Origin of the sequence: Nocardia sp. FDAARGOS_372 (assembly GCF_002554515.1) — a bacterium.
In the GTDB taxonomy this organism is placed as follows: domain Bacteria; phylum Actinomycetota; class Actinomycetes; order Mycobacteriales; family Mycobacteriaceae; genus Nocardia; species Nocardia farcinica.
In genome coordinates, this window is the sequence record NZ_PDDW01000001.1 from 4,655,489 (window position 1) to 4,680,146 (window position 24,658).

Below are 24,658 nucleotides of genomic sequence, written 5' to 3' on the forward strand. Positions count from 1 at the left end.
GTACCGGATGATCACCAACGCGCTCAACTGGCTGCTCAACGCCTGGGGTGGCGTCTCCGCGGGCAGCTCCGGCTATCAGATTCCGCCCGGCACGCTGCCGTTCGGTCTCTGAGCTCCGGCCGCATCGCCGGGCAGCAGGAACTGCGCGAGGTGCAGGCCGGGACGCCCGGTCAGCTGGGCGGCCTGGGTGCGGCAGGAGAAGCCGTCGGCCAGGAAGACGGCCTCGGGCGCGTCCCGCAGCGCGGGCGTGAGTGCCGTGTCGGCGATGGCGACCGAGATGTCGTAGTGGCCGGCCTGCATGCCGAAGTTCCCGGCCAGGCCGCAGCAGCCGCTGATCTCCCGCACCTGCGCGCCCGCGGCGGCTAACACCCGGCGATCGGCTGCGAAGCCGAGCACCGCGTGCTGGTGACAGTGCGGCTGAACCACCACCTGCACCCCGGAACGGTCCGGTGGCCGCCAGCCGGGGTGGTCGAGGAGGAATTCGGCCAGGGTGCGCACCGCACGCGCGGTCGGCGCGGCGCGCGGATCGTCCGGCAACAGGTCGGGGAGGTCGGCGCGCAGGGTCGCGGTGCAGGAGGGTTCGAGCCCGATCACCGTGCCGCCCGCGCGCACGTGCTCGTCGAGCGCGTCGAGGGTGGCGCGCAACCGCGCCCGCGCGCCGTCGAGCTGGCCGGTGCTGATCCAGGTGAGGCCGCAGCACACCCGCCTGGCCGGGATCCGCACGCGGTAGCCGAGGGATTCCAGCAGCGTGACCGCCGCGTGCGCGATCTCGGGGGCGAACGCGTCGGTGAAGCTGTCCACCCAGAGCATCACCTCCGGGCGGTCGGTTGCCGAGTGCGGTTGCCGGTGGTCACGACGGAAGCTCCGCCGGGCGAATCGCGGCAGCGGCCGACGCGGATCCAGACCCGCCGCACGTAGTCCCCAGCGGCGCAACAGGTCTCGTTCGGCGAGGGCGTTGACGAGCCGAGGGGCCCTGGTGGCCGCGGCCAGCCAGCGCGGCAGCATGCCGAGCGCGTAGTGGTCCGCGGGCCGCAGCCTGCCGCGATACCGCCGGTACAGCACCTCGGACTTGTAGGTCGCCATGTCGACCCCGGCCGGGCAGTCCGCGCTGCACGCCTTGCAGGACAGGCACAGGTCGAGCGATTCCGCGACGGCGGGCGAGTCGATCGCCACCGCGCCGCGCACCACTTCTTGCAGCACCCGGGCCCGGCCGCGGGTGGTGTCCTTCTCGTCACCGGTGGCCAGGTACGACGGGCACATGAACCCGCCCGCGGCCCGGGTGTCGGCGCGGCACTTGCCGACCCCGACGCAGCGATGGACCGCGGTGGACAGGTCGCCGTCGTCGCGCGGGAAGGCGAAACCACCGGCCTGTGGCATCGGGGGGAGTCCGGCCAGGCGCAGGTCGGCGTCGACCGGACGGGGCCGGACCAGGACGCCGGGATTGAGCACGTCGTCCGGATCGAACAGGGCCTTGAACTCCGCGAAGGCGTCCAGCACGGCGGGGGAGTACATCACGCGCAGCAACTCCGAGCGGGCCCGGCCGTCGCCGTGCTCACCCGACAGCGAGCCGCCGTACCGCACCACCAACTCGGCGGCGTCGAACAGGAAGTCACGGAACCGGCGGGGCGCGTCGGTGATCGGCAGGTCGAGCCGCACGTGGATGCAGCCGTCGCCGATGTGCCCGTAGAGCAGGCCCTCGACGCGGTGCTCGGCGGTGAGGGCGGCGAAATCGCGCAGGTAGGCCCCGAGCCGGTCGGGCGGGACCGCGGCGTCCTCCCACCCCGGCCAGGCCGGTTGCCCGGCGGCGGTGCGCCCGGCCAGTCCCGCGCCGTCGGCCCGGATGCGCCACAGGGTCGCGGCCACGGCCGGGTCGGTGACGATGCGCGATTCCAGCGCGTGCGCGGCGCGGCAGAGCCCGCGGGCGGCGTCGAGCGCGTGCCCGGGGTCGGCGCCGCCGGTCTCCACGAACAGCCAGGCACCGCCGCGCGGCAGCTCGGGCACCGTGCCCCGATGCGCACGCACCACGTCCACCAGGCCCGCGTCGATGCCCTCCACCGCGATCGGCGCGCACGACAGCACCGCGGCCACGTCGTCGGCGGCGGTGGCGATGTCGGGGTAGCCGAGCACGGTCAGCACGGTCGCACCGGGCAGCGCCACCAGGTCGAGTTCGGCGTCCAGCAGCAGGCCGCAGGTGCCCTCGGTACCGACGAACGCCTTCGCCACGGCCGAACCGCGTTCGGGCAGCAGGTGTTCCAGGCCGTAGCCGGATGCCTGCCGGTCGAAGCGACCGAGTTCGGTGCGCAGCAGGGCCAGGTGCGTACGGGTGTAGTCGGCCAGGCCGGGAACGGCGGCGGGGTCGGCGGCGAGCACGCGTTCGGCGCCGGTGCCGTCGAGGACGCGCAGCGCGCGCACGTTGTCGGCGGTGCGGCCCCAGGCGACCGCCCGCGGGCCGCAGGCGTTGTTGCCGATCATGCCGCCGAGGGTGCAACGGTTCTGGGTGGAGGGGTCGGGGCCGAAGCGCAGGCCGTGCGGGCGGGCGGCGCGCTGCAGGTCCGACAGCAGCACGCCGGGTTGCACGCGGGCGATCCCGGCGTCCGGATCGAGCGCGTGGACGCGGTGCAGATGCCTGCTGAAATCCAGGACCAGTCCGGTGCCGACGGCGTTGCCCGCCACCGAGGTGCCCGCGCCGCGGGCGGTCACCGGCAGGCCGTTGTCCCGGGCGAACACGAGGGTGGCCGCCACGTCCTCGGCGCTGCGCGGGAACACCACCGCGGCCGGCGGCACCCGGTAGTTGGAGGCATCGGAGGAGTACTCGGCGCGGCGCCGCTCGGAGGCGTCGACCTCGCCGTCGAGCCGGGCGCGCAGCGCAGCCAGGAGCCGTTCCTCGGTCATCCCGGTCAGCCTAGCGAGCGAGGGGTGGCGGTGTTCGCTCACGGCGGACAGCGAAAGGTCGCGGAATCGTCTTGCCCTGAACTTTGGTTGAGGTCTTAGTGTCGGTGGCCAGGAGTGGAATGGGCGGGGTCGAGAGGGAGCTGACGTGAGTATCGAATCGGTGGCGTGGAGCCAGATGTACCGGCAGGCGAACGCGCCGGAGGAGCAGCGGCCGTTCCGTGCCGCCACCGCCGGACGCATCCTGCGGTTCGCGGCGCCGCACCGCCGCCGCATCGGGGTGTTCCTGCTGTTCAGTGTGGTCGCCGCGGTGCTGGCGGTGGCGACACCGGTGCTGGCGGGCCGGGTGGTCGACGGCATCGTCGGCGCCTCGCCGCCGCGGACGGTGGTGCTGCTGGCCGCGGCCATCGGCCTGCTCGCGGTCGCCGACGCCGGGCTCGGACTGGTGATCCGGTGGTTGTCGGCGCGCATCGGCGAGGGTCTGATCCTGGATCTGCGCCGCGCGGTGTTCGACCATGTGCAGCGGATGCCGGTCGCGTTCTTCACCCGTACCCGCACCGGCGCGCTGGTGAGCAGGCTCAACAACGACGTGATCGGGGCGCAGCGCGCCTTCAGCGACACGCTCTCCGGGGTGGTCACCAACCTGGTCACCCTGGCGCTGACGCTCGCGGTGATGGTGAGCATCTCCTGGCAGATCACCCTGCTGGCGCTGCTGCTGTTGCCGGTGTTCGTGCTGCCCGCCCGCCGGATGGGCAACCGGCTCGCCGCCATGCAGCGCGAGGCCGCCCGGCTCAACGCCGCGATGAGCACGCAGATGACCGAGCGGTTCTCCGCGCCCGGCGCCACCCTGGTGAAGCTGTTCGGCCGCCCCGAGCAGGAGTCCGACGAGTTCGCGGTGCGGGCGCGGCGGGTGCGCGACATCGGGGTGCGCACCGCCATGCTGCAGACGGTGTTCGTCACCTCGCTGACGCTGGTGTCGGCGCTGGCGGTGGCCTTGGTCTACGGGCTCGGCGGCTGGTACGCGCTGGTCGGGCGGCTCGACGCCGGTGCCGTCGTCGCGCTGTCGCTGCTGCTGACCAGGCTGTACACCCCGCTCACGGCGTTGGCCAGCGCGCGGATGGAGATCATGGCGGCCCTGGTGAGCTTCGAGCGGGTCTTCGAGGTGCTGGACCTGAAACCGCTCATCGAGGACGCGCCGGGCGCGGTCCCCGTGCCCGACGGCCCGGTCGATCTCGAACTCGACGGGGTCCGCTTCGGGTACCCGTCGGCGGACAAGGTGTCGCTGGCCTCGCTCGAGGAGGTCGCCACGCTCGACACCCGCGGCGGCGTGGAGGTGCTGCACGACATCTCGCTGCGGGCCGAGCCGGGACAGATGGTGGCGCTGGTCGGCTCCTCCGGCGCCGGGAAATCCACCATCGCCCAGCTCGTTTCGCGGCTGTACGACGTGGACTCCGGCGCGGTGCGGCTGAACGGGGTGGACGTGCGGGAGATCAGCGCCCGGTCGCTGCGTGAGACGGTCGGCCTGGTCACCCAGGACGGCCACCTGTTCCACGACACCATCCGGGCCAACCTGCTGCTGGCGCGGCCCGAAGCCGACGAGGCGCAGCTGTGGGACGCGCTGCGCCGGGCCCGCTTGGCCGACCTGGTGGAGTCGCTGGCCGACGGGCTCGACACCGTGGTCGGCGAGCGCGGCTACCGGCTCTCCGGGGGCGAGCGCCAGCGCTTGACCATCGCGCGCCTGCTGCTCAAGCAGCCGCGCCTGGTGATCCTCGACGAGGCCACCGCCTCGCTGGACTCGACTTCCGAGGCCGCCGTACAGGAAGCGCTGACCGAGGCACTGGACGGTCGCACGGCGCTGGTGATCGCGCACCGGCTCTCGACCATCCGCGCCGCCGACAAGATCGTGGTGCTCGAGCACGGCCGGATCGTCGAACAGGGCACGCACCCCGAACTGCTCGCCGCCGACGGCCGGTACGCGCAGCTGTACCGCACCCAATTCGCGGACCCGGTCGAGCTGGCGGCGTGAGCGGTGCGCCGGGTCACCCGTGGGCCCGGCGCACCTCGACCTGTTCGAGCAGGGCCGACCAGTAATCGTCGCGCACGGCGTTCCAGAGGTCTTCGTGCCGCGGGAACCACTCCCTGACCTGCGCGAGATCCGGCAGCCGGGCATTGTCGAACACGACGGTGCCCGGCTGCACCGCGGGCAGCGGAGTCCGTGGATACAGGTAGGCGGGGGTGGCGTCGGCGGCCACCCGCAGCCGCACCACCCGCACATTGCGATCGACGATCTGCCAGACCGCCACCTTCCCCGTTCTCGTCTCCGTGGTGCGCAACGGGTTCCGGCGCATCCGAGCCCTCCTCTCACTGGTTCTTCCCGGTGCCGGGAGACGCGACATCCCGGCACCGGGAAGCTGTCCCGGACCCCTCGCACCCCCACCCGCGCATCGCCACCGCGAAGCGCGCCACCACCTCGGCGGAGAGCGGGTCCGATCTTCCCGTGATCGGGGTGCCACCGATCCGGCGCGGAAAACGTTGCGGGAGCGCGTGCTCGGGGCGCCGAGCCGGTTTGTTGCGCGTGCCACATGGTTCGAATGCCGGACGCATCGGCGCCCCCTCCTGGTGATGGGTGGTTTTCGCAGATGGCGCGGCATCCGGCATTCCCCCCGCGGACGTGTTCGGCGTCACACGTCGAGGGCGAATCAGCTCCCTGCACACCGGATACCGGCCGACACCAGGACACCATCGCGCGGCCCCCACCGCGTCCGCCGAGCGGATCACCCGGAAATCTCGCGCATTCGCCCTTGTCGTGTTCCCCGTCCGTGCCACACTGTCTCCCGCTCCCTGCTGTCCACCGTTCCGCCCACGAGGGGAAACGATCGATGGCCGACGACGACAGCACCCTGCCCCGCCGCCAACTGGGGCGCCTCCTGCACCGCTACCGAGACGAAGTAGGGCTGAGCTTGTCCCAAGCCGCGCGGCTGGTCGACATCGGCACGACCACGCTGCACCGACTGGAGAAAGGACAGGCGAACAAGGTACGACTCGGCGTTGTTCAACAGCTGTGCGAGATCTACGAACGCGCACCGGAAGAGATTGCCGCAGCGCGGTATCTGGCACAAGGCGGCGCTGGACGAAGCAGGCAGCAGAACGTTGCTGCGGAGAATGGCCAAGGAGTATCTGGCGTGAACGGAAAACCCACCCCCGCCCAGTGGTTCAAGAGCACATTCAGTCAGTCGACGGAGTGCGTCGAGGTGGCGTTCTTCGAGGACGACGCGGTCGGTGTCCGTCACTCCAAGAACCCCACCGGGCCCGCCCTGACCTTCACCGCGAGTGAATGGCGCGCCTTCCTCGCCGGAGTGCGCGCGGGGGAATTCGACCGGGGCTGAACGAGAATCCCCTGTGATGTCCCGGGGGGATTCGACCGTCGATGCTCAGAATTCGCCCGCGACACCGAGCACCGTGCGGCCGGAGCGAGCCGGAGTTATGAAGCGGCAGATGATCATCAAGCGGAAGACCGAGCCTGTCGAGTTCGCCGTCGTCCTCCACGAATCGGCGCTTCGCCGGGCCGTCGGCACTCCCCGGATGATGGTCAACCAATTGCGGCACCTCGCGGACGAGAGCACACGCCCGAACATCACGGTTCGTGTCCTGCCGTTCGCCGCAGGCATACCGATGGGCCTGCTGCCGGGCACGTTCGTCATCTTGGATTTCGGCCAGGACGGGAAAGGCCGTCGCCGAGAACCTTCCGTGGTCTACCTCGAAAGCGTTCTGACGGGGAAGATCTATCTGGAGAGAGAGCACGACGTGGACCGGTATCGCTCGGTATGGGCGGCGTTCCACAACGCATCCTTGAACGCGGCCGAGAGCCGCGTGCTGATCAGGAAGATCGCGAAGGAGTTCCTATGAGTACCGACCCGGTCGGCGCGCGTTGGTTCAAGAGCACGCACAGCCAGGGTGACGCGGCGTGCGTCGAGGTGGCGTTCCTCGAGGACGGCGCGGTCGGTGTCCGCCACTCCAAGAACCCCACCGGGCCCGTCCTGACCTTCACCGCGAGTGAATGGCGCGCCTTTCTCGCCGGGGTGCGCGCGGGGGATTTCGACCGGGGCTGAACGAGAATCCCCCCGTGATGTCCCGGGGGGATTCGACCGTCGATGCTCAGAATTCGCCCGCGACGCCGAGCACGGTGCGGCCGGAGTGGGTGCCGTTCTTGATCGCGTGCAGGACCCGCTCCGCGTCCGTCACCGGGGCGTGGTTCTCCAGCTGGGTGAGGTGGCGGGGGCGGAAATCGGTGGTGAGGCGGGACCAGAGGGCCCGGCGTTTCTCGATGGGGTACGCCACCGAGTCGATGCCGATGAGGGCGACACCGCGCAGGATGAACGGCATGACGGTGGCGGGGAGGTCGGGGCCGCCGGTGAGGCCGCTGGCCGCGACGGTGCCGCCGTATCCGATGCTGCTGAGGATGTAGGCGAGCGAGCGGCCGCCGACGCTGTCGACCGCGCCGGCCCAGCGGGCCTTGGACAGCGGGCGCAGCTTGGCGTCCGGGTCTTCGGGCAGGCGGCCGATGACCTCGTTGGCGCCGATCTCCGACAGCAGGTCGCCCGCGTCGGTCTTGCCGGTGGAGGCGATGACCTCGAAGCCGAGTCCGGACAGGATGTCGACGGCGACGCTGCCGACGCCGCCGGTCGCGCCGGTGACCAGGATGGCGCCGTCGTCGGGGGTGAGGCCGCGGTCGAGCAGGGCCTGGACGCTGAGGGCGGCGGTGAAGCCCGCGGTGCCGATGGCGGCGGCGTCGCGGGTGCTGAGCCCGTCGAGTTTCACCACCCACTCGGCGGGCACCCTGGCGTACTCGGCGAAGCCGCCGTGGTGGGCCACACCGATGTCGTAGCCGTGTGCGACGACCTGGTCGCCCGGCGCGAACTCCGCACTGTCGGAGGAGACGACTTCGCCGGTGAGGTCGATGCCCGGGATGATCGGGTACTTGCGCACGACGCCACCGCCCGGGGTGATGGCCAGTGCGTCCTTGTAATTGGCGCTCGAGAAGTGCACCTTGATCGTGACCGCACCCTGGCCGAGGAAATTCTCGTCGAGTTCCTGCCGGGTCAGCACGATCCCGCTGTCCGATTCGTGTGCCACCATCGCGCGGAATTCCATGCGGTCGAGCATACGAGCCGAGCCGGGCGGCCGGGGGCGATGCCGGGCCATCGGCCCCGTCACGGGCGGTTCGCGCTCCGCGGCAGTTACCGTGCAGGTGGACAATTCGAACGACAGGAGAGCCACGATGACACTGCGCAGGCTCGCCGCGACCGCCGCGCTGATCGGCGCGGCCTTGTGCGCGGCCCCCGCTGTTGCCCACGCCGACGACCCCGAGTTCCCGCGCAACGGGGTGATCCCGGCCGGTGACTACCGGATCGGGCGCGGCCCGTCGAACGTGTTGCCCACCCCGCTCGAAGGCTGCGATCTGCAGGTCGCGGACAACGGCACGTCCGTCCGGCTGGCCTGCCCGGCCTTCGCGCTCGGCGGGCGACAGCGGCCGGTGGGCCCGGACGAGACCTACGTCGTGTTCGATGGCGTGCCGCTCGGGCTCGCACTGCGCGACATCGATCCGCGCCAGGGCATGTGGACCGGGACGGTGAACGTCGCCGATACGCCGGTGATCCTGCCGTATCCGCTGGCCTCGGTCTGGTTGCAGCGCCGCTGACCAGCACCGGGTTCAGGGCGCGAATTCCAGTCGCACGCCGAGCAATCGGACCGGACGGTCGAGCTCGAACCGGTCGATCACCCGCAACGCCGCCTCGGTGATGGTGGCGACGTCGGCGGTCGGTTCGGGTAGCTTCGTCTGCTTGCTGCGGGTGAAGAAGGTCTTGGTCCGCACCGTGACCGAGACCCGGACGGTGATCCGTCCGGCCTCGGCCATCTCCTCGGCGACCGCGGTGGCGATCCGCGCGACCTGCGCCCTGATCTCCGCGGGGTCGGTGAGGTCGCGGGGGAAGGTCTCGGATCGGCTGCGGCCCACCGGCACTCGTGGTTCGCTGCTGACCTCGGTGTCGCCTCTGCCGTGCCCGAGCACCCACAGGTACGGGCCGGTGCTCGGCCCGAACTCGGCGGCCAGCCGGTGCCGGTCGGCGGCCATCAGGTCGGCGACGGTCTCGATGCCCAGGCCGGCCAGCCGGGCCGCGATGCGGTTGCCGATGCCCCACAGCGCGGCGGTGGGGCGGTGGCCCATGACCTCGGTCCAGTTCGCGGCGGTGAGCCGGAAGGTGCCGGTGGCCGCGCCGGGGTCGTCGACGGGTGCGGCGGAGGATTTACCCGCCGACTTGGCGAAGCCGGTGGCCAGCTTGGCGGTGAGCTTGTTGTCGCCGATACCGATCGCGCAGCCCAGATCCAGCTCCGCGATCGCGCCGCGGATCTCGCGGGCCAGCAGTTCCGGGTCGTCGGTGTCGGCGGCCAGGAACGCCTCGTCCCAACCCCACACCTCCACGGTGCCCGGAAACGTGCGCAGCACCGCCATCACCTCGTCGGAGGCCTCCTCGTAGGCGGCCATGTCCAACGGGAGGAACACGCCGTCGGGGCACTTGCGGGCCGCCGCGCGCAACGGCATGCCCGCCCGCACCCCGTACGCCCGTGCCGGATAGGACGCGCAGGTGACGACCTTGCGCGGTTCCTGCGGGTCACCGTTGCCACCGACGATCACCGGACGGCCGCGCAGTTCCGGGTGGCGCCGGAACTCCACCGCCGCCTGGAACTGGTCGAGATCGACGTGCAACAGCCATCTGGCCACCTCTCCGTCTTACCCCACCGCGCCGCCTCAGCCCATCCGCCACCACGAGCAGCGGTTCTTCTCTTGCCACACCCGGAAAACAGAACTAGATTCTGGATATGAAGATTCGAGATCGGCTGCTGCTGGCGGCCGAGCGCGAATTCGCCGAGCACGGCGCGCTCGACGCCACGCTGGCGCGGATCCGGGAGGCGGCCGGGGCCAGCGTCGGCGCGCTGTACCACCACTTCCCGGACAAGGCGGACCTGTACCGCCAGGTGTGGGCGCACGCGCTGGCCGACTACCAACACCGGTTCTGGGCGGCGGTCGGGGAGAGCGTCGACGCGCGCACCGGGGTGACCGAAGGGGTGCGCGCGCACCTGCGATGGGTCACCGAGAATCGTTCGCGGGCAACCATTCTGCTCTCCGCGCGGCCACCGGGAGTGCGCGAGAGCGAGAGCAACCGCACCTTCCTCGCCGACGTCAACCGCTGGTGGCGCACGCACGCACGCTACGGCGCGGTGCGCGCGCTCGACTTCGACGTGCTCTACGCGCTGTGGCTCGGCCCCGCCCAGGAGTACTCGCGCCAATGGCTGGGCGGCGCCGTCCCGGTCGCCCCCACCGAGATCGCCGACGAGCTCGCGGCCGCGGCCTGGCAGGTCCTGGCCGGGCAGGCGCACCCCACGCAGGAAGGCACCCGATGACCGACTCCCTCGCCCTCGACTACGGCACCGCCGCCCAGGTGCTGGCCGCCCAGCCCTTCGCCGAACTGGTCGGCACACAGCTCACGGCCTTCGGTGACGGCGCGGCCACCCTGGTGGTGCCGATCCGGCCGGAACTGCGCCAGCAGTTCGGCTACGTGCACGGCGGCGTGCTGTCCTACCTCGCCGACAACGCGCTCACCTTCGCGGCGGGGACCGTGCTCGGCGCCAACGTCCTCACCGGTGGTTTCAGCATCACCTACCTGCGGCCCGCCGCGGGCGAGCGCCTGCGCGCCGAAGCCAGGGTCACCGGCTCGACCCGCCGCCAGGCCGTGGTGAACTGCGAGATCTACGCGGAATCCGAGCCCGCGGCAGCCGACGGTCTCGAAACCCACGGCGCCGCGCCGGTGCTGTGCGCCGTCGCGCAGGGCATCACCCGAGCGGTGGACCGCGCCCTCGGGTGAGTAGGCGAAAGGCCGGGCACGAGGGTTCGTGCCCGGCCTTCGCGTGCGCCGTCAGGCGGTGGCGGCCAGCGGCCTGCCGTCGGCGGCGGGTTCGGCGACCGGTTCGATCGCGTAGGCCAGGATGTCGGCCACGTCGGCGACCGGACGCACGTCCAGCGCGGCCAGCACCTCGGCGGGGACCTCGTCCAGATCCGGCTCGTTCCGGGCCGGGATGAACACGGTCTTCAACCCCGCGCGCTGGGCGGCGAGCAGCTTCTGCTTCACCCCGCCGATCGGCAGCACCCGCCCGTTCAGGGTGACCTCACCGGTCATCCCGACATCGGCGCGGACCTGGCGGCCCAGCGCCAGCGAGACCAGCGCGGTCACCATCGTCACGCCGGCGGACGGACCGTCCTTGGGCACCGCACCCGCCGGGAAGTGGATGTGGATGTTGCGATCCAGCACCGACGGCTCGATACCGATCTCCGCGAGGTGCGAACGCACGTAGGTCAGCGCGATCTGCGCCGATTCCTTCATGACATCGCCCAACTGGCCGGTGAGGGTCAGCGAGCGCTCACCCTCGGCGGCGTTGGCCTCGATGTAGAGGACGTCACCGCCCGCGCCGGTCACCGCGAGCCCGGTCGCCACACCCGGCACCGCGGTCCGCTCCACCGAATCGGGGGTGAAACGCGGCCGGCCCAGGTACTCCTTCAGATCGCCCACGTCGATCGTCAGCGGCGTCTGTCCGCGGTCGGTGACCACCTCGTCGTAGCCGAGTTCGGGATCGTATCCGGTGCGGATCGGCGTCACCGTGGAGTCGGAATCGGCTGGGTCCGAAGCACTCTCGGTCAGCCGGGTGGCCGCCTTGCGGAGCGCCTTGGCGATCAGCCGCTCCATCTGGCGCACACCGGCCTCGCGGGTGTAGTTCGCCGCGATCTCGCGCAGCGCCGCCTCGGTGATGCGCACCTCCTCGGCGGTCAGCGCGTTGCGTTCCAGCTGCCGGGGCACCAGGAAGTCACGCGCGATGGCCACCTTGTCGGCCTCGGTGTATCCGTCGACGGTGATGAGCTCCATCCGGTCCAGCAGCGGGCCAGGGATGGTGTCCATGACGTTGGCGGTCGCGATGAACAGCACGTCGGACAGGTCGAGGTCGAGGTCCAGGTAGTGGTCGCGGAAGGTGTGGTTCTGCGCGGGATCGAGCACCTCGAGCAGGGCCGCCGCGGGATCGCCGCGGAAGTCCGAGCCGACCTTGTCGATCTCGTCGAGCAGCACCACCGGGTTCATCGACCCGGCCTCCTTCATCGCGCGCACGATCCGGCCGGGCAGCGCGCCGACGTAGGTGCGGCGGTGGCCGCGGATCTCGGCCTCGTCGCGCACACCGCCCAGGGCGACGCGCACGAACTTGCGCCCGAGCGCCCGCGCCACCGACTCACCCAGCGAGGTCTTGCCGACGCCGGGCGGGCCGACCAGCACCAGCACCGCGCCGGACCCGCGTCCGCCGACCACCTCCAGACCGCGCTGTGCCCGCCGGGCGCGCACGGCCAGGTACTCGACCATCCGGTCCTTGACCTCGTCGAGGCCGTGGTGGTCGGCGTCCAGGACCGCGCGGGCGGCCGAGATGTCGGTGCTGTCGGTGGTCTTGACCTGCCAGGGCAGTTCCAGCACAGTGTCGAGCCAGGTGCGGATCCAGCCCGATTCCGGGCTCTGGTCGCTGGCGCGTTCCAGCCTGCCGACCTCACGCAACGCGGCCTCGCGCACCGCCTCGGGCAGGTCGGCCTGCTCGACGCGGGTGCGGTAGTCGTCGGCGCCGTCGGGTTCGTCCTCGCCGAGTTCCTTGCGGATGGCGTTGAGCTGCTGGCGCAGCAGGAACTCGCGCTGGCTCTTCTCCATGCTCTCGCGGACCTCGTCACTGATCTTCTCGGTGACCTCGGCCTCGGCGATGTAGGCCTTGGTCCACTCGATCAGCACGGTCAGCCGCTGCGCCACGTCGGGGGTCTCCAGCAGTTCGCGCTTCTGCTCGGCCGTCAGGTACGGCGCGTAACCCGCGGTGTCGGCGATGGCGGAGGCGTCGGTGAGCTGGTTGACCGCGTCGACCAGCTGCCAGGCCTCCCGGCGCTGCAACACCGAGACGACCAGCTTCTTGTATTCGGCGGCCAGTTCCTTGGTGCGGCCGTCGGCGGGCGGGGTCTCGACCGGCTCGGCCTCGACCCACAGCGCCGCCCCGGGGCCGGTGACGCCGTGCCCGATCTTGGCGCGGCGTTCGGCCTTCAGCACGGCCGCGGGCGCGCCGCCCCGCATCCGGCCGACCTGTTCGATGGTCGCGATGACGCCGTAGGAGGCGTAGCCCTCGGCGAGGCGGGGCGCCAGCAGCACGGCGTCGGTCCCGGCGGCGCGGGCGGCGTCGATCGCCGCCTGCGCGGATTCGTCCAGTTCGATGGGCACGACCATGCCCGGCAGCACGATCGGATCGGTCAGGAACAGCACCGGCAGATCACGAGGTGTAGTCACGTCTTCGACCCTTCCAAAAGTTGAGCGATACCTACTCAACCCGGGGGTTACCGTGTTTGTTCCGCGCCGATCCGGCGTTCGCCGAGGGCGAATCCCAGGCTCGCGGCATGCGGTCGCGGGGCGCGTTGACACCCTGCTCAGCGCAGTGAGAATGTGAGGGCCTTCGTCCAACGCATTCGCATGAGGGGGCTCCCACGATGGCGACACTCGCGGCAGGGGTGTTCATCGACTGGGAGAACCTGACCGGGCAGTCCAAGTTCGTCGTCGATCTGGTGACCTTCCCGATCTTCGCCGCCGCCGCGGGCTGGCTCACCAACTGGACCGGCGTGCTGATGCTGTTCTGGCCGGTGCAGTTCCGTGGCGTGCGCGTGCCCGGCCTGCACGTGCTCTACCCGTATCTGCCGCGCCGGGTGCAGGTGCTGCCGACCTTCTCCGGCGACGGCAGGCGCCTCGGCTTCCAGGGTTTCATCCCGGCGCGCGCGGAGAAGATGGCCAGCATCTGCGTGGACAAGGCGCTGCTGCGGATCGGCAGCCCGCGCGACTTCATCCACGAACTCGACCTCGACGGTGTCGCCGACTACATCGCCGAGCTGGCCCGCGCCCAGGTGCAGCAGATCGTCGACGAGGTGATGTACCGGGAGAATCCCGACCTGTGGCGGGCGGTGCCGCGGCAGGTGAAACAGGTGGTCTACCAGCGGGTGGAGGCGCAGCTGCCGAGCCTGTGCCGACGGGCGTTCGACTCGCTCGGCGACAACATCGACCAGCTCATCGACATCAAGTCCTTCGTCATCCGCTACCTGCGCGAGAACCCGACCATCCTGAAGGACCTGACCACCACCATCGCCGAGCCCGAGCTGAAGTTCATGGTCCGCATCGGCCTGCTCGGCGCGCCGTTCGGCCTGCTGATGGCGCTGTACCTGCACGTGCACAGCGGCATCCCGGTGCTCGGCTGGATCCCGGCGTGGGTGGTCGTCCTGCTGGCCTCGGCCGCGATCGGCGTGATCGTCAACGTCATCGCGGTGAAGATGGTCTTCGAGCCCGGCGAACCGCAACCGCGCTACAAGTACCTGTGGCGCCAGGCCCTGCTGGCCAAACGCCAGCCGCAGGCCGCCACCGACCTCGCGCACATCCTGGCCTACCAGGTGCTGACGCTGCCGAATCTCTCCGCCGAGTTGCTCGACGGACCCAACGGCGACAAGACCAGGCAGCTGGTGCAGCGCCTGATCGCCGACGAGATCCACCGCCAGCTGGGCCCCACCCACTCGGTGGTGCGGGCCGCCTTCGGCAGACGGCAGTTCGACAACCTGACCGTGGGCGCCGCCGGTGCGGCGGTGGGGCTGGCGCCGAGCCTGGTCGAGGACGAGGAGTTCGCCCGCGAGCAGGCGAAGAAGATCGACGAGTTCGCCACCCGCAAGCTGCGCATGCTCAGTCCGGGGGAGTTCATGGAGATGTTCTACGCCTCGGTGGAGCAGGACGCGTGGCTGCTCTACCTGCACGGCGCGGTGCTCGGCCTGGCCGTCGGCGGGATCCACCTGGTGCTGTTCGGCTGGTGAGGCGATAAACAAGCATGCGTGCTTGCATTTGCTTCCCCGCACTGCGATGCTGGGCCCACCTGGCACACGCCGCGGTGTGCCGCGACCGGCAAGGGGAACCATGGCTGACCTGGAGGCGCTGCTCGGCGATTACGCCGAGGAATGCGCGGACCTCGAACGACTCGTCGCCCCGCTGTCCGAGGCGCAGTGGGCCACCCCGACGCCCGCGCCCGGCTGGACCATCGCCCACCAGATCGGGCACCTGGCCTGGACCGACGAGGTGGCCACCGTCGCCGCCACCGACGCCGAGAAGTTCGCCGGGATGGTCGCCGAGGCCGGACCGCGCGCGCTGACCTTCGTCGACGAGGCCGCCGAGGAAGCGGCCACCCAGCCGCCCGCGGACCTGCTGCGCCGGTGGCGCACCGGACGCGAAGCCCTGGTGACGGCGCTGCGGGAGGTGCCCGCGGGCACCAAACTGCCGTGGTTCGGGCCGCCGATGAGCCCGGCCTCGATGATCACCGCGCGGCTGATGGAGACCTGGGCGCACGGGCAGGACGTGGCCGACGCGCTCGGCGTCACCCGGGAACCCGCCATGCGATTGCGCAGCGTCGCCCACATCGGCGTCCGCACCAGGAACTTCGCCTACTCGGTGCGCGGAAAGACCCCGCCCGCCGAGGAATTCCGGGTCGAACTCACCGCACCCGACGGCAGCCTGTGGACCTGGGGTCCCGCGGACGCGGCGCAGCGGGTGACCGGCCCGGCCGTCGATTTCTGCCTGCTGGTCACCCAGCGACGCCACCCCGACGATCTGGCCGTGCGCGCGCAAGGGCAGGACGCGGCGGAATGGCTGACGATCGCGCAGGCCTTCGCCGGTCCCACCGGCGCGGGCCGGGAAGCCGGTCAATTCGCCTGACCACCCGGGAAGTCGGAGCGGGCGAGCGCCAAACTTGGGTGCGCCGTTTCGTGTCGACGGCCGGACGCCGTTGGCCGGGGGTCTCGATGGCAGTCGAGAATGGCGCTCGCCTGCTCATTGCGGTTTACCCGTTGGCCACTGCGCGGAAACCCGCGCGACGGAGAGATTTGTGATCCGGCCCTCAGGACGATGTCGGTCGATAGGGGTACCGTAGTCTGGACAGGCGTCCGGCTTTCGACGATGCGGGCCGACGCTCGGGGAGTGGAACACTCGAGGAGTGGATGCTCGGGGAGTGGAGGAAAGGAACGCATCGTGCCCACACACCGTCCGGCTCAGGTCGCGCGCTACACCGCGATCGTGGTGGCGGGTGCGGCCAGTCTCACCCTCACCGTCGCTTCCGGCGCCTACATCGTCGGTCAGATGTCCGTCGACGGGTCCCGCACGGAATCGAATCATGCTCCCGCCGCGCCCGATTCGCGCGCATCGGGTCCGGCGCCGTCGTTCCCGGATGTGACGACGGTCGAACCGGTCGCGGTCGAACGGCCTCGTCCCATCTACCAGGCGGCCGTCTTCCCCGCCGATGCGCCGATTCCTCCCGTCGTCGCGCTCCCGGGGGCCGCCGCCGCGCCGGTCGTGAACCCCGCCTCGGCGACCGAAAGCTCCGGTCTCGGTGGCCGTCTCGGGCTGGCCGGTGCCTACGTGGACGCCCAGGTGCGACCCAGCGATCCGGGGACGATCGCCGTCACCGTGGACACCAACGTCGTCGCCACACTGCTCGACGTGCTGGCCGAACCGGGCGCGACCGCGGGCACCACCCGGCTGAGCACCGAGATCGATACCCGCCGTGGGGAAATCGCGGTCGCCTTCAGCGATCCGGCGCTCGGTGAGCACACGATGGAATTCCAGCGCGGCCGAACGCCCTCGCGCCCGGTCGACGCACCGGCCGCCGTGACCTCATCCGCCGTCGCCTCACCCGCCGATGCCCGGATGGCCGCGGAGGCACGGGATTCCGACGCCACCGCCGCGCCCACCACCGTCGTCGCCGATCACACCTTCGGCCCGGAACACGCCGTCGGCCCCGATCACACCATCGCCTGAGTCGTCGCGCACGACGGACACCCCGCGCGGTCGGGTCCGGCGCCGCACTAACGTGGCCGTCGTGTACGACTTCTGTGTGGTCGGTGGCGGCATCGTCGGCGTCGCCACGGCCCATGAGCTGCTGACCAGGAATCCCGGCGCCCGCCTGGTGCTCGTGGAGAAGGCCGAGCGCCTCGGCGTCCACCAGACCGGGCACAACAGCGGCGTCATCCATTCCGGGATCTACTACGAACCGGGCAGCCTCAAGGCGCGACTGTGCCGCCGGGGCGCGGCGTGGACCACCGAATTCGCCCGTACCCACGGGATCGCGCACCGGATCTGCGGGAAGCTGCTGGTCGCGACCGACGAGGTCGAACACGAGCGGATGCTGGCCCTCCACCGGCGGTCGGTGACCAACGGCGTCGAGGTCGAGCTGATCGACGCCGCCGAACTGCGCAGACGCGAGCCGCATGTGCGCGGCGTCGGCGCGCTGTTCGTGCCGAGCACCGGCATCGTCGACTACCGCGCGGTCACCGAGGAATTGGCCGCACAGGTGCGCCGCCGCGGGGGCACGGTCGTGCTCGGCGCCGAGATCACCACCATCACCGAGACCGACACCGCGGTGACCGTCGCCGGTCCGGCCGGCAGCTGGCGGGCCCGCACGCTGGTGGTGTGCGCCGGCCTGCAGGCCGACCGGATGGCGCGACTGGCCGGGCTGCCGGTGGACCTGCGCATCGTGCCATTCCGGGGCGAGTACTACCAATTGCCGCCCGCTCGCGCCGATCTCGTCCGCACGCTGATCTACCCGATCCCCGATCCGAGTCTGCCGTTCCTCGGCGTGCACCTCAGCCCGACCGTCGACGGCGCCCTCACCGTCGGCCCGAACGCCGTGCTCGGCCTGGCCAGGGAGGGCTACCGCAAGGGCAGCGTGAATCTGCGCGACACGCTCGACATCCTCAGCTTCGGCGGGATGCGCCGCGTCGCCCGCACCCACCTGCGCACGGGTGCGCGCGAGCTGCGCAATTCGCTGTTCAAGCGGGGCTATCTGGCCGAATGCCGCCGCTACTGCCCGGAACTGCGGCCAGCGGATCTGCGGCCGCGGCCCGCCGGTATCCGCGCACAGGCGGTACTCCCGGACGGCACGCTGGTGCACGACTTCCTCCTCGAACGCACGCCCCGCTCGGTGCATGTGCTCAACGCTCCCTCACCGGCGGCGACCTCGGCGATGCCGATCGCCGAACACATCGTCGACCAGCTCTGACCGGCAAGCGACCGCACGGTCGCGAACGCCCGTTCGCTACCACGGATTCGCGAGCAACCCTCGAATAAAGAGGACTGCTGTAGTACTTTTGTCGCAGCCGTGGATCAGGGAGGGCCTATGGGCCACATCAAATATGCGAGTGACGTCGGCGCACCCGTCGAGGTCGCTTTCACCTACACGGACAACCATCTGTTCGTACCGGACTGGATGTTCGGCGTCAGCGCCTTCGAACCGACGGGGGAGACCGAACAGGGCCTCGGCGCCCGCTACGCGACCACCGTGCGACTCGCGGTGTGGCAGACGCGGCTGTCCTGCGAGATCACCGAATACCGCCGTAACGCGGTGATCGGGTATACGCTGCGTGGGCGCCTCTCGGGGACGCTGACCCTGCGCTTCGACCCACTCGGGTACGGCAGGTCGGTCCTGACGTCGGAAGCGGACTACTCCGCACCGCGCGGCCTGTTCGGCCGGATGTGCGCGGGCTTGGTGGAATCCGCGGTGCGACGGGCACTGCGGCGCACCGAGTCGCGATTGCGAAGGGAGATCGAAGAATTCCACGGTACCGATCTTGTCGGCCGGATTGCGTAGGGTGCCTGCCATGATCATCGTCAGCACCGACGGATCCTGCCTGCGCAACCCCGGTGGCGCCATCGGCTGGGCGTGGGTCGCTCATCAGGGCGGCGCCTCGCACAGCGGAGGAGCCGCCACCGGCACCAATCAGATCGCGGAACTGCGCGCCGTGCTCGAGGCGATCCTCGCCCATCCCGGCCCGGAACCCCTGTTGATCGAAAGCGATTCGCTCTACGCCATCAAGTGCGCCTCGGAGTGGATCAACGGCTGGCGCGGCAACGGCTGGCGCACCTCCAGCGGCGGCCCCGTGAAGAACGTGGAGCTCATCAAGCAGATCGACCGCGCCATCGCCGGGCGTCCCGGCCCGGTGCGGTTCCGCTGGGTGCGCGGCCACGTCGGCAACTACTTCAACGAGCGCGCCGACGCGCTCGCCGGCGAAGCGGCCAGGAAGGCCGCCGCCGCACCCGCCGAGCCCGCGAGCGAGATCGCCGCGGCGCCGGTCGCGGTGCCCCAGGACGCGCGGACCTCGGGGAAGGCGGTCGCCTCGGCGGCTCAGACGCTCACGCTGTTCTGAGCCCGCGGGGCGACCGCGGTAGGTCCGCCCGAAAGACCTCCGGCGGCGGAGACTTCGGTCCCACCGCCGGAGGTGTATTCGGTTGTGGCGCAGGCGGTCAGTTACCGGGCTGCGGCTGCTCGGCCGGCTCCTGCGGCTCGGTCGGCTGCTCGCCGCCGGGCTGCGGCTCGACCGGCGCGGGCGCGCCACCGGGCAGTCCGGTGCCCGTGCCCTTGAGCATCGGGGAGTCGAGCTTGGCGACCTTCCAGCGGCCGTCCTCGTTCTGCAGATCGGCGATCACCACGACGTACTGGCGATCCGGGGTCTGCTGGCTGAAGTTGGTGCGGAACTGGGTCAGGGTGACCAGCACCTTGGCCTGCTCGGTGTCACCGTTCTGGAAACCGCACTGCACATCGTCGACCCAGGACTTGACCTGCGCCTGCACCATCGCGTCGGTGAGCGCCTGGCTGGCGTCCTCGAACTCCTGCCGGAACTCACCGGTCGCGTTGTCCTTGACCTTGGTGAAGTAGCCCTCGAGGTTGTTGGCGTAGTCGTACTCGGAGACGGTCCGGCCGAAGTCGCAGGCCGCTCGGGTGGCGTCGTCGACCGCGGACAGCTCCGCGCCCCGCCGATCGGCCATCAGGTAGAAGGCCACCACCGCGGTGATCGCGCCGACCAGCAGGACGCCGGCCACGAAGGCGGCGATCAGGGGCAGCGACGAGGACCGCCGCTCGCCCACCGCCGTGGCGCCGCCGCCGGCCTTGCCCGCCGCGGCGTCCTCGGCTTTGTCGGCGGGGTCCTTACCGGCGGTGTCCTTGCCCGCGTCGTCCTTGCCCGCGTCCTTGTCCGCCTGCGGCGCGTCGGTCTTCGCGGCGTCACTCTGCGCGGCGGCCGCGGCGGAGGTGTCCTTCTTCAGTTCGACGCTGTCGGTGTTCTCGGCGTCCTTGCTGGTGTCGGCGTCGTCGGTGGCCATCGATAAAAACCTGCACTTTCCCGGCGCGTCGGACGCACCGCTCGGCTGGCCGGTCCCTGCGCGGAACCGTGCGCGTTCTGGCGGCGAGTATGCCGGGCCGGGGTGAACTCCCCGGGCCCGGGGCAACTCAGCGGACCGGCGGGAGGGTCCGTTCGTTCGGATCCACACCCGGCGGCATCTGCGCGCCGTTGTTCGGCACGTCCGGTCGCGGCGCGTTGGCGGCGCCACGGATCTGCTGCCCCGGGGGCGGATTCACGCAGTAGTTCCACTTCGGGATCGCGCCGTCCTGCACCACCTCGTTGCGGTAGACCGGGGTGTCGTAGGTGCAGTACGGACGCGGCCAGATGTCGATCATGGCGTGGAATTCGTTGTCGTAGGCCGGCACACCCAGTGCCTCGGCACCGAGGGCGAGCGAGGGGAACAGCGCCCGCATCGCGGGCAGCCGCAGCTGCGCGGCCCGGGTGATGGCGACGAAGTTGGTCGCCAGGCTGGTCATCGGGTCGGTGGTGGTGTCGAGTACCGCGCCCAGGCTGGCCAGTTGGCCCGGCGCCTCGTCCAGGATCCGCTGGACCTCGGCGTTGGCGTTGTTGAACTGCTCGAACAGCGCCCCGGAATTGGCGGTGAGGGTGGCCAGGTCCGGCTGGGCGTTGGAGGTGGTGTTCGCGATCGTGCGCAGGTTCGTGATCAGGTTGGTGGTCTGCGGCAGCAGCGAGTCCAGGCCCGCCATCGCCAGGCTGATCCCGTTGATCAGGCCGCGCAGCTGGTCCGGGCCGCCGCTGAGCGCGATGTCGAGCTCGGCCAGGATCACGCTGAACTTGTCCGGATCGATCTGGGAGATCAGCGCGCTGGAGTTGTCCAGCACCGACCACACCGGCGTCGGCGTCTTCACCCGCTCGCTGTCGAACTCGATCACCGCGCCGTCGGCCAGGTACGGGCCGTCCTCGGTGGCGGGGCGGAAGTCGATGTACTGCTCGCCCGCGCCGGACAGCGCCTGCACCGAGACCATCGTGTCCACCGGGATCCGGTACCGCTGGTCGATCCTGGCGGTGGCGGCGATGGCCTGGCCGCGGTCGATCAGTTCGATCGAGTCGACCTTGCCGACGCGGTACCCGCGCAGCGTGACGTCGTTGCCCGGTTGCAGACCGCCGGAACGATCCAGCTGCACCGTGACGGTGTATTCCGCGCGCAGCGGATTCACCCGCATCACGTACACCAGCAGGTAGCTCGCACCGACCACCAGCACCAGCACCAGACCGAGCGCCGACAGCAGCTGCTTGCGCGAGAGCTTCTTCATCGGTGGCCCCCCTCCACCCGGTTCTGCACCAGTTGCAGCACCTGGATGAGGCTGCCCGCGAAGTCCTGCAGGTCGTGCAGGTCCCACAGGCCGGCGTTGGCCGGATCGGTGAGCGCGCTGATGTCGAGGTTGGTCGCGGTCGCGTACACGGCGAAGCTGCGGCCGCGGAAGGTGTTGTCCACCTTGGGCCGGATCTCGTGCAGCCGGTCGAGCAGCACCTCGAAATCGCTGCCGGTGGCGGCGAGGGCGTTCATCAGCTGATGGGTGTTCTCCAGCAGGCTCTGCAGCTGTTCGCTCGAGGTGTTGGAGTAGTCGCCGATGGCCGCGCTGGCGGTGGAGAGCTTGGTGAGCATGTCGCCGATGGCGCGGTTGTTCTCGGCGACCGCGCCGATCATCTGCGGCAGCGTGTCGGCCACCTCGCCGAGTTCACCGCGCTTGCTCTCGATGGTGTTCGCGAGGGTGTGGAATTCGCCGAGCACCGCGTCGACCCGCTGGGAGTTCTCGTTGAGGCTGCCCACCACGCCGGTCAGCTCGGTGATCAGGTGCGCCAGCTGCGGGCCGCGACCGCCGACGATGGCGTCCAGCTCGGAGCCGAGCTTGGTCAGCGCGGCCACGCCGCCGCCGTTGAACAGCATCGACACCGAGATCAGCAGCTGTTCGACGGTGGCACCCGCCGAGGTCTGCTCCAGGGTCAGCGTGTCGCCGTCCTGCAACATGGCCGCACCCGGCTCGGCCTTGGGCTTGGACACCGCGATGAACACATCGCCCAGCGGGGTCGCCTGCCGCAACTCGGCGGTGCTGCCCCGCGGCAACTCGATGTTCTTGTCGATGCTCAGGTCGACCACGGCCTGAAAGTTCTTGGTCGTGATGTTGGTGACCACGCCGACGTCCGAACCGCCGATCTTCACCTTCGCCTGATCGGGCAGGTTCAGCGCGTTCTCGAAGACCGCGTGCAGCGTGTAGGTCTCCGCGGCCTGCCCGGGCTTGGGCAGTGGCAGGTCCTCGACGGTGAGGCCGCACCCGGAGGTGGTGCCGACGGCGGTCACCGCGGCCAGGGCGATCAGTGCCCGGCGTGCCTTGATCCTCATGCGGTTCGTCATTTCGTCAGTCCGAGCAGTGCGGCGGTCAACCCGTAGTCGGGCCCGAAGTCCTGCATGTTCCCGGTTCGGCAGCCGTCGGCGCGCATCTGGATCCGCTCGCAGAACAGGCTGACGATCTCGCCGTTGAGCGCGGTGCCGATCAGCGCGTGCAGGCGCACCCAGCCGTGTTCGCGGCTGACGATGCGGTCGATGTTCTGCAACGCCAGCGGGGCCACGTCCACGACCTCGGTGAGGCCGTAGGCGTTCGCGCGCAGCTGGTTGGTCACATTGGTGAGGCCGGTCAGCGTGCCCTGCAGCTCGTCCTGGTGCTCGGCGAAGGTGGTCGAGGTGTTCACCAGGAACGCGTTGAGCTGATCGAGCGTGGCCTGCAGGCCGGGCGCCTGCTCGGCGAGCAGGCCGCTCATCTGGGTGACCCGGTTGCTGAAGTCGCGCACCGACTGGTCGTTCTCGGCCAGCATCGTGGTCAGCTCGTTGAGCTTGACGATGATGTTGGAGATGGCGTCCTTGTTGTCGACGCCGACCTTCAGCGCGCCGGAGAGCGCGTTGAGGGTGTCGCGGATCTTCTCGCCGTTGCCGTCGAGCATCGGGTACAGCACCCGGCCCGACAGCGGGCCGAGCCCCTCCGAGCCCTCCTGCGGCTTGAGCGCCGCGGCGAACTGGTCGATGGTCTTGATGAGCGTGTCGAGCTCGACCGGCGTCCTGGTCCGCGCCTTCGGCAGGTGCGTGCCGTCGGCCATCTCCGCACCCTGGGTGTAGACCGGGGTGAGTTCGATGTGCCGGTTGGTGACGATCGAGGGCGAGACGATCGCGGCCTCGGCGTCGGCGGGAATCTTGACGTCGCCGTTGATCGTCATGTGCACCTCGACGAGGGTGCCCTTGGGCACGATCTTGTCGACGGTGCCGACCTCCAGCCCGAGCACCGTCACCGGGTTGCCCTCGTAGATGCCTGCGATGTTCTCGAAATCGGCGGTGATCCTGGTCTTGTCCTGCAGGCTCACCGAGTCGGGCAGCAGTGAGCAGCTGCCCAGGGTGAGCGCGGCGGCGCCGATCACCACCGCCTTGGCAGCGGCCCTGATCTTCGTCGTCGGCACGGAAATCCTCACTGGCACCCCTCGATGACTTGGGCGAAGCACAACCAGTTGTCCGGGAACAGCCACGGCACCGCCACATCGACGTAGGGGCCGTTGCCACCCCAGGAATTGGACAGGTAGCGCAGCGACGGCGGCAGGATCGACAACAGCCGGTCCAGGTTGTCCTTGTTCTTCTGCAGGCCCTCGGCCATGGTGTTGAGCTGGTCGATGGTCGGGCCGATCTGGTTGTTGTTGTCGGCGCCGATCTGCTGCAGCTGGCGGGTGAGCGTGGCGATGTTGTCCAGCAGCTGGCGCAGCAGGTCCTGGCGCTCCATCACCCGGTTGGCGATGGCCTCGCCCTGGGTGATCACCAGCAGCACGCTGTTGCGGTTGTCGGCCAGGATCCCGGTGACCCGGTCCAGGTCCTTCAACAGGGTGTCGACCTGCTCGCGCCGGGTGTCGATGATCTTCGCCAGCGCGCCGACGCTGTCGAGCGCCTGCGCGGTGAGCTGGGGGGAGTCACCCATCTGCTGGTTGATCAGATTCAGCGACTCGGCCAGCTTGGCGGTGTCGAGCTCCTCGAACTTCGGGGTGCCGATCTGCACCACGTCGGCCAGGTCGTAGGGAACGGTGGTGTTGGACACCGGGATCCGCCCGTCCGGCAGACCGGAACCGTCACCGGGCACCAGGTCGACGTAGCGGGCCCCGAGCAGGGTGGCCATCTTGATCGAGGCCTTCGCGTCCGGACCCAGCTCGACGCTCTTGTCCACGTTGAGGGTGAGCAGCACGTGGTCGCCCTCGATCTCGGCGCCGGAGACGGTACCGATGGACACACCGGCCGCGTTCACCTTGTCGCCGACCTTGATGCCCGCCGCCTGCACGAACTCGGCCTTGATCTCCTGCTGCCCGACGCCGAGGAGCCGGAACACACTGGACACCGCCAGCAGCACCACGACCAGGATGGCGCCGAGGACGCCGAGCCAGAAGTAGCGGTTGCTGTCGAAACGCCTTCTCATCTTC

23 protein-coding genes and 1 pseudogene are annotated in these 24,658 nt (G+C 70.4%); 14 read left to right on the plus strand and 10 right to left on the minus strand.

The features are described from left to right. Positions 1 to 75: 75 nt before the first annotated feature. Positions 76 to 2,892: an FAD-binding and (Fe-S)-binding domain-containing protein gene (locus tag CRM89_RS21900; protein WP_060593949.1), complete on the minus strand. Its 2,817-nt coding sequence runs from the start codon at positions 2,890 to 2,892 to the stop codon at positions 76 to 78. 145 nt (positions 2,893 to 3,037) lie between these two features. On the opposite strand from CRM89_RS21900, the gene CRM89_RS21905 reads away from it, so the two are divergent. Continuing rightward, entirely contained in the window at positions 3,038 to 4,915 is a 1,878-nt protein-coding gene (locus CRM89_RS21905) for an ABC transporter ATP-binding protein (protein WP_172964557.1), read from the plus strand. 13 nt (positions 4,916 to 4,928) lie between these two features. On the opposite strand, the gene CRM89_RS21910 is transcribed toward CRM89_RS21905, so the two are convergent. Continuing rightward, positions 4,929 to 5,237 carry a hypothetical protein gene (locus CRM89_RS21910; protein WP_011212143.1) on the minus strand — a complete coding sequence of 103 codons (309 nt, stop codon included), beginning with the start codon at positions 5,235 to 5,237 and terminating at the stop codon, positions 4,929 to 4,931. Positions 5,238 to 5,768: 531 nt separating this feature from the next. On the opposite strand from CRM89_RS21910, the pseudogene CRM89_RS31840 reads away from it, so the two are divergent. From CRM89_RS31840 to CRM89_RS21925, 4 genes and pseudogenes are all read left to right on the plus strand, one after another. After that, a pseudogene (locus CRM89_RS31840) lies at positions 5,769 to 5,978 on the plus strand (helix-turn-helix domain-containing protein); the annotation flags it as partial. Positions 5,979 to 6,071: 93 nt separating this feature from the next. Beyond that, complete coding sequence (locus CRM89_RS31845; protein ID WP_229435096.1) at positions 6,072 to 6,275, plus strand: DUF397 domain-containing protein; 204 nt, start codon at positions 6,072 to 6,074, stop codon at positions 6,273 to 6,275. Positions 6,276 to 6,291: 16 nt separating this feature from the next. Beyond that, complete coding sequence (locus tag CRM89_RS21920; RefSeq protein WP_256385950.1) at positions 6,292 to 6,795, plus strand: DUF5753 domain-containing protein; 504 nt, start codon at positions 6,292 to 6,294, stop codon at positions 6,793 to 6,795. Continuing rightward, positions 6,792 to 6,998, plus strand: a complete 207-nt coding sequence (locus CRM89_RS21925) for a DUF397 domain-containing protein (RefSeq protein WP_098085967.1) — start codon at positions 6,792 to 6,794, stop codon at positions 6,996 to 6,998. The genes CRM89_RS21920 and CRM89_RS21925 overlap by 4 nt, the downstream gene beginning before the upstream one ends. A 46-nt stretch (positions 6,999 to 7,044) precedes the next feature. On the opposite strand, the gene CRM89_RS21930 is transcribed toward CRM89_RS21925, so the two are convergent. Next, on the minus strand, positions 7,045 to 8,040 hold the full coding sequence (locus tag CRM89_RS21930; protein ID WP_098085970.1) for an oxidoreductase: 996 nt from the start codon (positions 8,038 to 8,040) through the stop codon (positions 7,045 to 7,047). 127 nt (positions 8,041 to 8,167) lie between these two features. Here CRM89_RS21930 and CRM89_RS21935 point away from each other — a divergent pair, with 127 nt between their 5' ends. Continuing rightward, the gene (locus tag CRM89_RS21935) at positions 8,168 to 8,587 is read left to right on the plus strand and encodes a hypothetical protein (protein WP_228792238.1); all 420 of its coding nucleotides are present in this window, start codon (positions 8,168 to 8,170) and stop codon (positions 8,585 to 8,587) included. A gap of 12 nt (positions 8,588 to 8,599) precedes the next feature. On the opposite strand, the gene CRM89_RS21940 is transcribed toward CRM89_RS21935, so the two are convergent. After that, on the minus strand, positions 8,600 to 9,667 hold the full coding sequence (locus CRM89_RS21940) for a DNA polymerase IV (protein ID WP_060593946.1): 1,068 nt from the start codon (positions 9,665 to 9,667) through the stop codon (positions 8,600 to 8,602). Between the two features lie 98 nt (positions 9,668 to 9,765). Between CRM89_RS21940 and CRM89_RS21945 the strand changes: the two genes are divergently transcribed. Then, the gene (locus CRM89_RS21945; RefSeq protein WP_086841467.1) at positions 9,766 to 10,347 is read left to right on the plus strand and encodes a TetR/AcrR family transcriptional regulator; all 582 of its coding nucleotides are present in this window, start codon (positions 9,766 to 9,768) and stop codon (positions 10,345 to 10,347) included. Next, positions 10,344 to 10,808 carry a PaaI family thioesterase gene (locus tag CRM89_RS21950; protein ID WP_098085972.1) on the plus strand — a complete coding sequence of 155 codons (465 nt, stop codon included), beginning with the start codon at positions 10,344 to 10,346 and terminating at the stop codon, positions 10,806 to 10,808. The genes CRM89_RS21945 and CRM89_RS21950 overlap by 4 nt, the downstream gene beginning before the upstream one ends. Before the next feature lie 51 nt (positions 10,809 to 10,859). Here the strand turns inward: CRM89_RS21950 and lon are convergent, their stop codons facing one another. Beyond that, entirely contained in the window at positions 10,860 to 13,235 is a 2,376-nt protein-coding gene (lon, locus tag CRM89_RS21955; RefSeq protein WP_070108929.1) for an endopeptidase La, read from the minus strand. Between the two features lie 257 nt (positions 13,236 to 13,492). Between lon and CRM89_RS21960 the strand changes: the two genes are divergently transcribed. From CRM89_RS21960 to CRM89_RS21985, 6 genes are all read left to right on the plus strand, one after another. Further along, the gene (locus CRM89_RS21960) at positions 13,493 to 14,848 is read left to right on the plus strand and encodes a hypothetical protein (protein ID WP_011212153.1); all 1,356 of its coding nucleotides are present in this window, start codon (positions 13,493 to 13,495) and stop codon (positions 14,846 to 14,848) included. A 100-nt stretch (positions 14,849 to 14,948) separates the two neighbouring features. Beyond that, positions 14,949 to 15,740, plus strand: coding sequence for a TIGR03084 family metal-binding protein (locus CRM89_RS21965; RefSeq protein ID WP_060593942.1), 792 nt, complete (start codon positions 14,949 to 14,951; stop codon positions 15,738 to 15,740). Between the two features lie 312 nt (positions 15,741 to 16,052). Further along, a complete protein-coding gene (locus CRM89_RS21970) occupies positions 16,053 to 16,838 on the plus strand; it encodes a hypothetical protein (RefSeq protein WP_098085975.1) in 786 nt (261 codons plus the stop codon). Between the two features lie 52 nt (positions 16,839 to 16,890). Beyond that, a complete protein-coding gene (lhgO, locus tag CRM89_RS21975; RefSeq protein WP_098085978.1) occupies positions 16,891 to 18,078 on the plus strand; it encodes an L-2-hydroxyglutarate oxidase in 1,188 nt (395 codons plus the stop codon). Between the two features lie 117 nt (positions 18,079 to 18,195). Then, on the plus strand, positions 18,196 to 18,666 hold the full coding sequence (locus CRM89_RS21980; RefSeq protein ID WP_011212157.1) for an SRPBCC family protein: 471 nt from the start codon (positions 18,196 to 18,198) through the stop codon (positions 18,664 to 18,666). Between the two features lie 10 nt (positions 18,667 to 18,676). Further along, positions 18,677 to 19,222: a ribonuclease H gene (locus tag CRM89_RS21985; RefSeq protein ID WP_011212158.1), complete on the plus strand. Its 546-nt coding sequence runs from the start codon at positions 18,677 to 18,679 to the stop codon at positions 19,220 to 19,222. A gap of 97 nt (positions 19,223 to 19,319) precedes the next feature. Here CRM89_RS21985 and CRM89_RS21990 read toward each other — a convergent pair whose 3' ends face one another. From CRM89_RS21990 to CRM89_RS22010, 5 genes are all read right to left on the minus strand, one after another. Beyond that, positions 19,320 to 20,174 (minus strand): transmembrane domain-containing protein, encoded by an 855-nt coding sequence (locus tag CRM89_RS21990; RefSeq protein ID WP_228802347.1) that lies wholly within the window; start codon positions 20,172 to 20,174, stop codon positions 19,320 to 19,322. A 127-nt stretch (positions 20,175 to 20,301) separates the two neighbouring features. After that, entirely contained in the window at positions 20,302 to 21,468 is a 1,167-nt protein-coding gene (locus tag CRM89_RS21995; protein ID WP_011212160.1) for an MlaD family protein, read from the minus strand. After that, the gene (locus CRM89_RS22000; RefSeq protein WP_060595064.1) at positions 21,465 to 22,556 is read right to left on the minus strand and encodes an MCE family protein; all 1,092 of its coding nucleotides are present in this window, start codon (positions 22,554 to 22,556) and stop codon (positions 21,465 to 21,467) included. Before CRM89_RS22000 ends, CRM89_RS21995 begins: the two co-directional genes overlap by 4 nt. Positions 22,557 to 22,564: 8 nt before the next feature. Continuing rightward, positions 22,565 to 23,659 (minus strand): MlaD family protein, encoded by a 1,095-nt coding sequence (locus tag CRM89_RS22005; protein WP_229434803.1) that lies wholly within the window; start codon positions 23,657 to 23,659, stop codon positions 22,565 to 22,567. Between the two features lie 8 nt (positions 23,660 to 23,667). Next, a complete protein-coding gene (locus CRM89_RS22010) occupies positions 23,668 to 24,654 on the minus strand; it encodes an MCE family protein (RefSeq protein WP_228799959.1) in 987 nt (328 codons plus the stop codon). Between the last annotated feature and the right edge of the window lie 4 nt (positions 24,655 to 24,658).

Bases quoted from the DNA above. Each gene is read 5' to 3' on its own strand.
- CRM89_RS21900 (WP_060593949.1), bottom strand. From the start codon at position 2,892: ATGACCGAGGAACGGCTCCTGGCTGCGCTGCGCGCCCGGCTCGACGGC.
- CRM89_RS21910 (WP_011212143.1), bottom strand. From the start codon at position 5,237: ATGCGCCGGAACCCGTTGCGCACCACGGAGACGAGAACGGGGAAGGTG.
- CRM89_RS21920 (WP_256385950.1), top strand. From the start codon at position 6,292: ATGTCCCGGGGGGATTCGACCGTCGATGCTCAGAATTCGCCCGCGACA.
- CRM89_RS21925 (WP_098085967.1), top strand. From the start codon at position 6,792: ATGAGTACCGACCCGGTCGGCGCGCGTTGGTTCAAGAGCACGCACAGC.
- CRM89_RS21930 (WP_098085970.1), bottom strand. From the start codon at position 8,040: ATGGAATTCCGCGCGATGGTGGCACACGAATCGGACAGCGGGATCGTG.
- CRM89_RS21935 (WP_228792238.1), top strand. From the start codon at position 8,168: ATGACACTGCGCAGGCTCGCCGCGACCGCCGCGCTGATCGGCGCGGCC.
- CRM89_RS21945 (WP_086841467.1), top strand. From the start codon at position 9,766: ATGAAGATTCGAGATCGGCTGCTGCTGGCGGCCGAGCGCGAATTCGCC.
- CRM89_RS21950 (WP_098085972.1), top strand. From the start codon at position 10,344: ATGACCGACTCCCTCGCCCTCGACTACGGCACCGCCGCCCAGGTGCTG.
- lon (WP_070108929.1), bottom strand. From the start codon at position 13,235: ATGGTCGTGCCCATCGAACTGGACGAATCCGCGCAGGCGGCGATCGAC.
- CRM89_RS21960 (WP_011212153.1), top strand. From the start codon at position 13,493: ATGGCGACACTCGCGGCAGGGGTGTTCATCGACTGGGAGAACCTGACC.
- CRM89_RS21965 (WP_060593942.1), top strand. From the start codon at position 14,949: ATGGCTGACCTGGAGGCGCTGCTCGGCGATTACGCCGAGGAATGCGCG.
- CRM89_RS21980 (WP_011212157.1), top strand. From the start codon at position 18,196: ATGGGCCACATCAAATATGCGAGTGACGTCGGCGCACCCGTCGAGGTC.
- CRM89_RS21985 (WP_011212158.1), top strand. From the start codon at position 18,677: ATGATCATCGTCAGCACCGACGGATCCTGCCTGCGCAACCCCGGTGGC.
- CRM89_RS21990 (WP_228802347.1), bottom strand. From the start codon at position 20,174: ATGGCCACCGACGACGCCGACACCAGCAAGGACGCCGAGAACACCGAC.
- CRM89_RS21995 (WP_011212160.1), bottom strand. From the start codon at position 21,468: ATGAAGAAGCTCTCGCGCAAGCAGCTGCTGTCGGCGCTCGGTCTGGTG.
- CRM89_RS22000 (WP_060595064.1), bottom strand. From the start codon at position 22,556: ATGAGGATCAAGGCACGCCGGGCACTGATCGCCCTGGCCGCGGTGACC.
- CRM89_RS22010 (WP_228799959.1), bottom strand. From the start codon at position 24,654: ATGAGAAGGCGTTTCGACAGCAACCGCTACTTCTGGCTCGGCGTCCTC.